Source organism: Mesorhizobium sp. WSM4821 (assembly GCF_055901555.1).
On record NZ_CM148371.1, the window covers coordinates 501,938 to 513,586 of the forward strand.

General features: G+C 63.8%; 10 protein-coding genes. 2 read left to right on the plus strand and 8 right to left on the minus strand.

Translation table 11 applies throughout. From position 1 onward, the window contains the following. Positions 1 to 10: 10 nt before the first annotated feature. Entirely contained in the window at positions 11 to 946 is a 936-nt protein-coding gene (locus AC0NID_RS02230) for a dimethyl sulfoxide reductase anchor subunit family protein (RefSeq protein WP_473450419.1), read from the plus strand. Between the two features lie 6 nt (positions 947 to 952). On the opposite strand, the gene pdeM is transcribed toward AC0NID_RS02230, so the two are convergent. From pdeM to AC0NID_RS02255, 5 genes are all read right to left on the minus strand, one after another. After that, positions 953 to 1,666: a ligase-associated DNA damage response endonuclease PdeM gene (pdeM, locus tag AC0NID_RS02235; protein WP_473450421.1), complete on the minus strand. Its 714-nt coding sequence runs from the start codon at positions 1,664 to 1,666 to the stop codon at positions 953 to 955. Beyond that, a complete protein-coding gene (locus AC0NID_RS02240) occupies positions 1,666 to 4,206 on the minus strand; it encodes a ligase-associated DNA damage response DEXH box helicase (protein ID WP_473450422.1) in 2,541 nt (846 codons plus the stop codon). Before AC0NID_RS02240 ends, pdeM begins: the two co-directional genes overlap by 1 nt. 108 nt (positions 4,207 to 4,314) lie before the next feature. After that, a complete protein-coding gene (locus AC0NID_RS02245; RefSeq protein ID WP_473450424.1) occupies positions 4,315 to 5,175 on the minus strand; it encodes a C40 family peptidase in 861 nt (286 codons plus the stop codon). Between the two features lie 64 nt (positions 5,176 to 5,239). After that, on the minus strand, positions 5,240 to 5,590 hold the full coding sequence (locus tag AC0NID_RS02250) for a MarR family winged helix-turn-helix transcriptional regulator (RefSeq protein WP_145715370.1): 351 nt from the start codon (positions 5,588 to 5,590) through the stop codon (positions 5,240 to 5,242). A 69-nt stretch (positions 5,591 to 5,659) separates the two neighbouring features. Beyond that, the gene (locus AC0NID_RS02255) at positions 5,660 to 7,024 is read right to left on the minus strand and encodes a leucyl aminopeptidase family protein (RefSeq protein ID WP_473450426.1); all 1,365 of its coding nucleotides are present in this window, start codon (positions 7,022 to 7,024) and stop codon (positions 5,660 to 5,662) included. 119 nt (positions 7,025 to 7,143) lie between these two features. On the opposite strand from AC0NID_RS02255, the gene AC0NID_RS02260 reads away from it, so the two are divergent. Next, a complete protein-coding gene (locus AC0NID_RS02260) occupies positions 7,144 to 7,965 on the plus strand; it encodes a tetratricopeptide repeat protein (protein WP_473450428.1) in 822 nt (273 codons plus the stop codon). Between the two features lie 93 nt (positions 7,966 to 8,058). On the opposite strand, the gene AC0NID_RS02265 is transcribed toward AC0NID_RS02260, so the two are convergent. From AC0NID_RS02265 to AC0NID_RS02275, 3 genes are read right to left on the minus strand one after another with little or no spacing between them, the layout of a single operon-like run. Then, on the minus strand, positions 8,059 to 9,075 hold the full coding sequence (locus AC0NID_RS02265; protein ID WP_473450430.1) for a type II secretion system F family protein: 1,017 nt from the start codon (positions 9,073 to 9,075) through the stop codon (positions 8,059 to 8,061). Positions 9,076 to 9,088: 13 nt separating this feature from the next. Further along, positions 9,089 to 10,102 carry a type II secretion system F family protein gene (locus tag AC0NID_RS02270; RefSeq protein ID WP_473450433.1) on the minus strand — a complete coding sequence of 338 codons (1,014 nt, stop codon included), beginning with the start codon at positions 10,100 to 10,102 and terminating at the stop codon, positions 9,089 to 9,091. A gap of 29 nt (positions 10,103 to 10,131) precedes the next feature. Then, positions 10,132 to 11,628, minus strand: coding sequence for a CpaF family protein (locus tag AC0NID_RS02275; protein WP_473450435.1), 1,497 nt, complete (start codon positions 11,626 to 11,628; stop codon positions 10,132 to 10,134). Positions 11,629 to 11,649 lie beyond the last annotated feature (21 nt).

Below are 11,649 nucleotides of genomic sequence, written 5' to 3' on the forward strand. Positions count from 1 at the left end.
AACCAGCCTCATGCATCCAGCCTTCTCCGTCGTCTTTTTCACCACCGCAACGGGCGCCGGTTACGGCCTGCTCGCGCTGCTCGGCGTGCTGGCAGTACAGGGACTTGTCCCGCCCGATTTCTGGCTCGGCCTCGTCGGCATGGGGCTGGCGCTCGGCCTGATCTCGGCCGGCCTGCTGTCGTCAGCCGGCCATCTCGGCCGGCCAGAACGCGCCTGGCGGGCCTTGTCGCAATGGCGCAGCTCCTGGCTGTCACGCGAAGGCGTTGCGTCGGTCGCCACTTTCGTGCCGGCTGGGCTGTTCGCCATCGGCTGGGTGTTCCTCGGCCGCACGGACGGCTGGATGGCCATCGCCGGGCTGCTGGCTGCCATCGGCGCGGTCGTCACCGTGTGCACCACCGGCATGATCTACGCCTCGCTGAAGCCGATCGCCCAGTGGCACAGCCGCTTCACTCTGCCCGGCTATCTGATCTTTTCGGCGATGACCGGCAGCGTGCTTTTGAATGCGCTGCTGCAGGGTTTCGCCATCGGCTCGAACACCCTTCCGGCGGTCTCCGCGCTGCTGACCGTACTCGGCTGGGGCTGGAAGCTGGCGACCTGGCGCTACAATGACCGGCTGGAAATCCCGACCACCGCCAACACCGCGACGGGACTTGCCGGCGGCACGGTGCGGTCGCTGGAATGGCCGCACACCGAGGAAAACTACCTGCTCAAGGAGATGGGCTTTCGAATCGCGCGCAAGCACGGCGCGAGGCTCCGCCGGATCGCACAGCTTCTGGCCTTTGCCTTGCCCGTTGTGCTGCTTGCCGCTGCGTTCGCCTTACCATGGCCCTATGCGGCGGTGCTGTCGGCACTCGCGGCGATCGTCCAATTCGCCGGCATGCTGGTCGAGCGCTGGCTGTTCTTCGCCGAGGCGAAGCACACCGTCACCCTCTATTACGGCAGGTAGAGCCGTTCAACCGGGCCTCAGCATCGCTTGGGAAATGGCGAAGATGCGCTCGGTGCCAAGCATATAGGCCATCAGCGTCTCGCGGCGAAACAGCCCGGTATAGGCGCGGTCGAGCACATTGAGCGAGCCGGTATAGGCGCCGAAGGCCGGCATGATCATGCGGCCGCCGTCCCCGGCAAAGCAGCGTCGCCGCACCGAGCGGCCGCGCTGCACGATGCGGGCGCAGGGATGCAGATGGCCGGCGACCTCGCCCTCCACTCTCACGGCCGAAGGCTCATGCCGGAAGACCAGGGAACCGACAGCGAGTTCACGCACCGTCTCGCCGGGCAAATCGGCCGGCGCGTCCGGGTCGTGATTGCCGGCGACCCAGAACCAGTCGCGGCCGGCGATCAGCCCTTCCAGCCGTTCGCGGAAGCTTGAATGCATGCGTTCGGCGCCGCCGCCGTCATGAAAGCTGTCGCCAAGGCTGATGACGATCGCCGGCTGATAATCGGCAATCACCGCCTGCAGCCGCAACAATGTCGCGCCGGTGTCATAAGGTGGAATCAGCGCGCCGCGCCGTGCCAGGGACGAGCCCTTTTCCAGATGCAGGTCCGACACCGCCAGCAACTTCAGCTCGGGGAAGTAGAGCACACCGCGCGGATCGCAGACCGCGCGCTCATCGGCGATGCCGACTCGATCGGCTTGCGCGAATGTCGATGCCCTCGCCGCGAAATTCATCAGCTCATCCCCGGACCCATGGCCTCTTCGACCAGATCAGCCGCCTCCATCAGCAGCGTCTCGTTGGCGCCGCCATTCACCGATTCCTTGCCGATCTCCAGCATGATCGGCACGGCGAGCGGCGAAATCTGCTCAAGGTGCTTATGCACGATTCGACCGCGGACGCGCGAGAGCATCTCGGCAAGTCTACTGACATCGAGCAGACCAGCCGCGGCATCCGTCCGCGTCGCCTGCAGCAGGATATGGTCAGGCTCGTGACTGCGCAGCACGTCGTAGATCAGGTCGGCCGAGACCGTCACTTGCCGCCCGCTCTTCTCCTGCCCTGGGAAGCGCTTCTCGATCAGTCCGGCGATTACCGCGCAGGTGCGGAAGGTGCGCTTCAGCATCCAGCTGTCGTTCAGCCAGGCTTCAAGATCATCGCCCAGCATGTCCTCGTCGAACAAGGCAGCCAGCGAAGGCTTCCCGGCTTTGAACAGCGACGCCATATCGTCGAGCGCCCAGACTGCCAGCGAATAATCGGTGGCGACAAAGCCGAGCGGCCGCGCGCCCGCCCGCTCCAGCCGCCGCGTCAAGAGCATGCCGAGCGTCTGGTGCGCCAGCCTTCCTTCGAACGGATAGGCGACCATGTAGTGCCGGTGGCCACGCGGAAAGGTCTCGACCAGCAGGTCGCCGCGCTTCGGCAGCACCGATTTTTCCTTCTGCAATCTCAGCCAGTCGGCCACCTGTTCGGGCAGCGCCTGCCAGCGATTGGAATCGGCCAGCATGCCGCGCACCTGGTCGGCGAGATAGGTCGAGAGCGGGAATTTGCCGCCGGCATAGGACGGCACGATGATGTTGGCGCCGGCGCCGTTGGAGACGATACACTCGTTCTCGCGGATGCCTTCGAAACGAAGAATTTTGCCGGCAAATAAAAAGCTGTCGCCGTGACGCAGCGTCTCGGCGAAATATTCCTCGATCTTGCCGAGCACCGGCCCACCGCGCCCGGCAAGACCACGCCCTTGCCTGACATAGCGTACGTTCAGCTCCGGCATCTCGACGATCGTGCCGACATTCAGCCGATACTGCTGGGCGATGCGCGGATGCGAGACGCGCCACAGCCCGTCGATTGTCTTTCGGATGCGCGCATAGCGCTCGTAGCTCTTGAGCGCGTAGCCACCTGTAGCGACGAAATCGACGACGCGGTCGAAGGTGTCGCGTTCCAGTCCGGCATAGGGGGCGGCACTCCGCACTTCCTCGAACAAAAGGTCGGCGTCGAACGGTGCTGCGCAGGCGCTGCCCAGCACGTGCTGCGACAGCACGTCGAGCGCACCATCGATCAGCGGCGGCGTGTCCTGTGCGCCGAGATAGTTGGCGTCGAGCGCCGCCCGGCATTCCAGCACCTCGAAGCGGTTGGCAGGAATCAGGATCGCCTTGGACGGCTCGTCCATACGGTGGTTGGCGCGGCCGATACGTTGCGCCAGCCGGCTCGCACCCTTCGGCGCACCGACATGCACGACCAGGTCGACGTCGCCCCAGTCGATGCCGAGATCGAGGGTCGAGGTGGCGACGATGGCGCGCAGCGCATTCTCGCCCATCGCCTTCTCGACCCGCCGGCGCTGGCCGACGTCGAGCGAGCCGTGATGCAAGGCGATCGGCAGCGAGTCCTCGTTTGCCCGCCACAGTTCCTGGAACAGCAGCTCGGCCTGGCTGCGGGTGTTGACGAACAGGAGGGTCGTGCGGTGGTGCTTTATCGCCTCGTAGATTTCGGGAATGGCGTAGCGGGCCGAATGGCCGGACCACGGCACATGCTGTTCCGAGTCGAGGATAGATATATCGGGCCTGGCGCCGCCGGCGACGGTGATCAGCCCGGCCATCGCGGGCTTTGTTGAGATTTCGCATGAATTCTGGCCGACCAGCCATCGGCGTAATTCGTCGGGCTCCGCCACGGTAGCGGAAAGCCCGATCGTCTGCAGGCCGGGCACGAAGCTGCGCAGCCGCGCCAGGCCGAGCGCCAGAAGATGCCCGCGCTTAGACGTCACCAGCGAATGCAATTCATCGAGCACGACACAGCGCAGATCCTCGAAGAAACGCCTGGCGTCGGGTGCCGCGATCAGCAGCGCCAGTTGCTCGGGCGTGGTCAGGAGGATGTCGGGCGGCACCAGCTTTTGCCGCTGGCGTTTGTGCGCGGGCGTGTCGCCGGTGCGCGTCTCGATGGTGACAGGCAGGCCGATCTCTTCCACCGGCTTACCGAGGTTGCGCTCGATGTCGACGGCCAGCGCCTTCAGCGGCGAGATATAGAGCGTGTGGATGCCGCGACGCGCCTGCCCCGGCTTTCTCCTTGGCCGGCCGGCCAGCTCGGTCAACGAGGGCAAGAACCCGGCCAGCGTCTTGCCGGCACCAGTCGGCGCGATCAGCAGGACCGACCGCCCCGCTTGGACGGTCGCCAGCAATTCGACCTGATGGGCGCGCGGCGACCAGCCCTTTTGCGCGAACCATTTGAGGAACGGCTCGGGCAGGTGCACGGCGGCATTCTGTTTGGCAAGGCGCGGCTGCTCTGTCACGCTGCAGAGGTAGCGCGACCGTGCGCAATCGCCAAGAAGAATCGGAACAAAAGGTGATCGAAAGCCATCTTCCTCCTCCCTGTTGTGGAGAAGGACAGGCTTTCCGCCCTAAGGCCGTCGGAATCCTGTCGGCCCGCCATAGAGATAGCCAATGCGGGCGAGAGCTTCTCTGAACTCTTCACGCGAGACCAGCATGGTGTGGCCGTTGGCGTGGATCATCGTCCTTGCGTCAGTCATGATCGCGACATGGCCCTTCCAGAACACCAGGTCGCCGCGCCGCAGACCGGCAAAGTCCGGACCCGGGTCGAGCGGCTCACCGACGGTCGCCGCCTGCATGTCGGAATCGCGCAACACGTTCTTGCCGGCGATGCGCATCGACAATTGCACGAGCCCGGAACAGTCGATGCCGAAACCGGAAGTGCCGCCCCATAGATAGGGTGTGCCGAGGAACGTCTCCGCGACCGTGACATAGTCAGGGGCAGTCTCGGCGACAGACCGCAAATGGCCCGATATGATGGCCTCGCCGGACGGCAGCAACGCATAATGCGTGCCGCGGGTTTCGGCGGCGCCCGTCACCATAACCGCGGATCCCATCGACAGTTGGCCACTCACCGGGAACCGCAAATCCGGTCCGGGATAGAGGAAGGTGCGCGGCACCGAAACGATGTGGGTCGGCTCATGGTCCTGCGACCCCAGAACGGTGTCTGCGACATAGCCGACATAGCTGTCGCGCTCGGCCTGAACCCAGGCCCAGCCCCCAACGCTCTCGAAAACGAGAACGTTGTCGCCGAACAGGAGTTGCGTGTTGACGCCGGCATCCGGGCGCGGCGCCTTGCGCATATCGGCCACGGACGCTGAAATCCGCGCAGGCCGGCCGGCGACAAAGCGGTCGGCGGCGACCTCGCCTTTCAGCCTGACATCGGCGAGATCGGAACGGAAGGCGTGAAGGCGGGCATCCCTGGCGGTCAAATCGGTAACTCATTCAAAAGGGCGGGTTGTTCAAAAAAGCGGGTCGTTCAGAGGAGCGGTTCGGTCAGATGGGCAGTTCCTGGGCTTTGGCGATGATAACATCGCCGAAGCGCTCGACAAAGAGCGCGCCCTCGACGGTGCGCTTGATCAGCACGTTGCGCTTGTCGAGTTCGTCGCGATGGCGCGACACCAGCTTCAGCGCGCCCATCGTGTCGAGCGCGCGGGTGATCACCGGCTTGGTGACATTGAGTCGGGCGGCGAGCCCGCGCACGGTATGCGGCGGCGGGTCGAGATAGATGGTGAACAGGATCGCCGTCTGCCGCATGGTGAGGTCCGGCGCGTCGTCGCGCACCTGAGACAGCATCACCTGCTGCCACAGTCGCAAGGCCTGGCTCGGGCGCATCGAGATCGACATCCGGCCAGCATGACGGCAAATTGTTTCGGTTCCGTTTCAGTCCCGAGACTGTCGTGGTCCCTCAGAACGTCAAGCATAGCGGTTCGAGATGACCCGCTCCAGTGTCCGGATGCCTTGCGCCTCGCCACCAGCCAGTCCATGGGGACGATCGGACGGGTTCCAGGCGAAGATGTCGAAATGCGCCCAGGCGGCGGTCTTCTCGACGAAGCGCTTCAGGAACAGCGCCGCTGTGATCGAGCCGGCAAACCCGTCCGACGTGACGTTGTTGATGTCGGCAACCTTCGAGGACAATTTTGCGTCGTAGGGCCGCCATAGCGGCATGCGCCACAGCGGGTCCTCGACCGCGACGGAAGCCGCGGTCAGATTGGACGCCAACGCTTCGTCTCCGGTGTAAAAGGGCGGCAGGTCGGGACCGAGCGCAACGCGGGCGGCCCCCGTCAAGGTCGCCATGTCGATGAGCAGCTGCGGCTCGTCATTGTCGGCCAGCGCCAAGGCATCCGCCAGCACCAGCCGACCCTCGGCATCGGTGTTGCCGATCTCGACCGTGATGCCCTTGCGGCTCACCAGGACGTCGCCGGGCCGGAAAGCGTTGCCGGCAATCGAATTCTCGACCGCCGGGATCAGCACGCGCAACCGGACCTTCAGCCCGGCGGCCATGATCATCGAGGCGAGGCCCAGGACATTGGCGGCGCCGCCCATGTCCTTCTTCATCAAAAGCATGCCCGAGGACGGCTTGATGTCGAGACCGCCCGTGTCGAAGCAGACGCCCTTGCCGACCAGCGTCACCTTCGGCGCGTTCTTCGGCCCCCAAATCATGTCGATCAGACGCGGCGCGCCGACCGATGCGCGGCCGACCGCATGGATCATCGGGAAATTCTTCTTGAGCAGGTCGTCGCCCTTGGTCACCGACACGTCGGCCTTGTGTGTCCTGGCCAGGGTCCGCACCGCCTTCTCCAGCTCGTCCGGCCCCATGTCGTTGGTCGGCGTGTTGACCAGATCGCGCGTCAGGAAGACGCCATAGGCGATGCTGCGAACACGCGCCGCGTCGGCGCCCGACGGCAGAGAAAAACGTAACGGCTTGCCGGGCTTCTTGCCGTAGCGGGTGAAAACATAGCCGCCGAGCGCCACTGCGATGGCCGCGAGCTCCGGTTCGGCGGGCGCCGAGGCGAAATGCCAGTCGCCTTCCGGCAAGGCTCTCGCCAGCGCGCCGATGACAAGCGCGCCTTCGCTGTCGCCCATGCCGAACAGCGCCCCGGCAACCGCACCGTTTTCGCCAGGCACGACCAGCGTCCTTCCCGCCTCGCCGGAAAAGCCGTTGGCCCTGGCCCAGGCGAGCGTGGACGACGCCAGGCCTGCCGCCTCCAGTCTGTCCTTCGCAACCAGATAGACCGGCAGCGCGGCCTTCAATCGCTTCTCGACGAGTTCGACAGGCATTCAGTGATCTCCGGCTTCCGAGTCGGTGTTTCTTAACTATCCGTTAGGGTTAACAGAATATTTCTGCGGGAGGGAAGATGGCCGTTCAATGGCTACGCCTACTGGAGGGTCCGGTGCCGATGTTGATCAAACGCATGATGAACGCCACGGGTAAGCGGCTGATCACCACGGCGTTCACGATGGCGCTCGCGGCCAGCGTTGCCGGCTGCGGGACCAGCAAGTTGACGACCGGCTCCATCTCTCGCACCAGCGGCAAGCCGTTGGAAACCATGTCGGCCAGCGAATTGCACAACGCGACGATCGCGCTCGGTCAGTCCTACGCCAAGAATCCCAACGATAAGCGGATCGCGACAAACTATGCAGCGGCGCTGCAGATGGATGGCGACGCCGACCAGTCGCTCGCCGTGATGCGCAAGCTGGCGATCGCCCTGCCGAAGGACCGCGACGTGCTCGCCGCCTATGGCAAGGCGCTCGCCGCCAACGGCCAGTTCGAGCCGGCGCTCGACGCGGTGCGCCGCGCGCAGACGCCGGAATATCCCGACTGGAAGCTGGTGTCGGCGGAAGCCGCGATTCTCGACCAGCTCGGCCAGAGGGACGAAGCACGCCAGAATTACCGCAAGGCGCTGGACCTCAAGCCGAACGAACCGTCGATCCTTTCCAATCTCGGCATGTCCTACCTGTTGGAAGGCGATCTGCGCACGGCAGAGACCTCTATGCGCTCGGCCGCACAGCAGCCGAACGCCGACAGCCGCGTCCGCCAGAACCTGGCGCTGGTCGTCGGCCTGCAGGGCCGCTTCGACGAGGCCGAGAAGATCGCCTCGCAGGAGCTCTCGGCCGAACAGGCGCAGGCGAACGTGGCTTACCTTCGCCAGATGCTCGCCCAGCAGAACGCCTGGAGCCAACTCGACGACCAGGACAAGGCGAAGCCTGCCACCAACTGACCGCCCTACCTACACTCATCCGATGTGCCGGAAATGCCAAAAGCCGCGTTGCATCAGCACGCGGCTTTCGCATGTATTGCCGCCCTGGCGAGGCTACTCGCTGCTGGATCTAGGCTGATCGCCGAAGATACCGCGTTGGCTCACTTGGATCCCTGCAGGGCCCAGAATGATGGCGAACAGCACCGGCAGGAAGAACAGGATCATCGGCACGGTGAGCTTCGGCGGCAAGGCCGCTGCTTTCTTCTCCGCGACATTCATGCGCATGTCGCGGCTTTCGCCGGCAAGCACGCGCAGCGCGTGCGCCACCGGCGTGCCGTAGCGCTCGGCCTGGACCAGCGCCTGCGACACCGACTTGACCGACTCCAGGCCGGTGCGGCTTGCAAGGTTCTCGTAAGCCTGTTTGCGTTCCTGCAAGTAGGAAAGTTCGGCGTTGGTAAGAATGAACTCTTCCGCAAGTGCCACCGATTGCGAGCCGATCTCATCCGCGACCTTACGAAAGGCCGCCTCCACCGACATGCCGGATTCGACGCAGATCAGCATCAGATCGAGCGCGTCCGGCCACGCCATCTGGATCGACTGCTTGCGCTTGGTGGCGCGGTTGTTGACATAGAGCACCGGCGCGTAAAAACCCGCATAGGCGACGACGACGCAGACGAACAATTTGATGAGAGGCGGCTGCTCGGACAATCCTCCGAGCACGAACATATACATCGCGGCCAGCGCGAAGCCGACAAAGGGCAGGACCAGACGGAAAAAAAGGAACCGCGTCAGCGGGTTCTGCCCGCGAAAGCCCGCCACTTTGAGTTTCTGCAACGTGCCTTCATCGGCCAAGGCGCGCCTCAGATCCAGCCGGTCGACAATATTGCGCATGCCGATCGACTGTTCCTCGCGCAGGCCCTTGCGGCGGCGATCGGCCTCGACGGCGAGCCGCGCACGCTGCTTGGCACGCAGTTCGTCACGCTCCAGCGCCACGGATTTCATGCGCGCCTTCAGCTGATTTCCACCAAAGGCCGGCAGCAGCGTGAAGACGGTCGCAAACACCGCGATGGCGACCAGCAAGGCAATCAGGAATGCCGGATCGGTAAGGGTTCTGACGACTTGGTCGGTCATGCCATCTTCAGTCCTAAACCTCGAAGTTCATCATCTTGCGCATCACCAGGATGCCGATCGACATCCAGACCGCTGAACAACCGAGGATCAGATTGCCGACGCTGGTGGTGAACAACGGCATGATGTAGTTGGGGCTTGTCAGGTAGACGAGAAAAGCGACGACGAAAGGCAAGGCGCCGATGATCACGGCGGACGCCTTCGCCTCCATGGACAGGGCTTGGACCTTGGCTTTCATTTTCTTGCGGTCGCGAAGCACGCGCGAAAGATTGCCCAGTGCCTCGGAAAGATTGCCGCCAGCCTGCGACTGAATCTGGATGACGATGCCGAAGAAGCTCGCCTCCGTGCATGGCATCGTTTCGGCCATGCGGAGGCTGGCGTCGGGGATCGACAGGCCCATCTGCTGCGAATCGACGATGCGGCGAAACTCGGTCTTGACCGGTTCGGGAGATTCGTTGGCGATCATACGGATGGCGTCGTTCAACGGCAGGCCGGATTTGACAGCACGCACGATGATGTCGAGCGCGTTCGGAAATTCGTTCAGGAACGCCTTGACCCGGCGAGCACGGCAAAACGAGACGAACCAGCGTGGCAGGCCGAGGGCGCCGACCAGCAGAACACCCGGCAAGATAAGCAGCGGTGCGCCGACGAAATAGGCAAGAAACGTCAGGATAACGCCGCAAACGGCCGAGTAGAGATAGAAGCGCTCAAGCGAGACCTTCATACCCGCCTGACGGATCTGGGCCTTCAGTGGCGGCTTCTTGACGATGCGCTGGTTGGTTTTCTGCTTCTGCTCAAGATCCTTCAGTGAATCCTGGACCGACTTACGCCGCTTGGCCGCCTCCGCAACGCGATCACGCGAGGCCCTGACGACGGCACCGTCCGTCTCCGCGGTCTTGATCGTCTCGAGCCGCCTGCCGACCTGCTTCTCGGTGCTGATCCGGTTGAACAAAAGAGCATAGGCGACCGCGCCGGCGCTGAAGCCGGCGAGCACGATGAACGCCAATACGGTGCCGTCAATTCCGAACATCGACCCTCGCCCCTACGCCTCCAAACGCGTCACTCAGCACGTTTCTCCATCGCCTCGAGCGCATTGGCGAGGCGCTGCTCCTCGCCATAGTAGCGGGCGCGCTCCCAAAAATGCGGGCGACCAATGCCTGTCGACACGTGCTCGCCCAGCAGCCTGCCGTTCGCGTCCTCACCTTTTATATTGTAGAGGACGATGTCCTGCGTGATGATGACGTCGCCCTCCATTCCGATCACCTCGGTGATGTGTGTGATACGCCGCGATCCGTCGCGCAGGCGTGCAGCCTGGATGATCACGTCCACGGAACCGACTACGATTTCACGCACGGTTTTCTGCGGCAGCGTGTAGCCGCCCATCGCGATCATCGATTCGATACGGTTCAGACATTCGCGCGGGCTGTTCGAGTGGATCGTGCCCATCGAGCCGTCATGGCCGGTGTTCATCGCCTGCAGAAGATCGAACACTTCAGGTCCGCGCACTTCACCGACGATGATGCGCTCGGGCCGCATGCGCAGGCAGTTCTTGACCAGATCGCGCATGGTTACCTCGCCTTCGCCCTCGAGATTGGGCGGGCGGGTTTCCAAACGCACGACATGCGGCTGCTGCAATTGCAGCTCGGCCGAGTCCTCGCAGGTGATGACGCGCTCGTCGCGGTCGATATAGTTGGTCAGGCAATTGAGCAGCGTCGTCTTGCCCGAGCCGGTACCGCCGGAAATGACGATGTTGCAGCGGACGCGGCCGATGATCTTGAGAATCTCGGCTCCGTGCGGCGAAATGGCGCCGAACTTGACCAGCTGATCGAGCGTCAGCTTGTCCTTCTTAAACTTGCGGATGGTGAGCGCGGTGCCGTCGATGGCGAGCGGCGGCGCGATGACGTTGACGCGGGACCCATCGGGAAGGCGTGCGTCGCAGATCGGGCTCGATTCATCGACGCGGCGGCCAACCTGGCTGACGATGCGCTGACAGATGTTGAGAAGCTGCTGGTTGTCGCGGAAACGAATGCCGGTCTGCTCGACCTTGCCGTTGACCTCGATGTAGACATCCTTGGAACCGTTGACCATGATGTCGGCGATCTCGTCGCGGGCGAGCAACGGCTCCAGCGGCCCGTAACCCAGCACGTCATTGCAGATATCCTCGAGCAGTTCTTCCTGCTCGGCGATCGACATCGCGAAATTCTTGATCGCGATGATGTCGTTGACGATATCGCGGATTTCCTCGCGTGCGCTTTCAGGATCGAGCTTGGCAAGCTGCGACAGGTCGATCGTGTCGATGAGCGCAGAGAAGACCTGGCTCTTGGTGTCGTAGTAGGTTTCGCTCTTGCCACGCTGGAGCTTTTTTGGCTCCGGCGCCAATGGCGGCGCCTCGACCGCACGGCGCACGGGCGGCGGCGCAGCAGACGCGCCGGATGGCGGCGGCGCGGGCTTGACAAGAACCGCCGTCTCCACAGAGTTTGCGGCAGGCGCGGGTGCCGGCTGACGGAATTCCGGGGTGAGCCGGCTACCGTCGTCGCTGCCTCTTTTACCAAACATGATCGACTACCAATTCCGCTA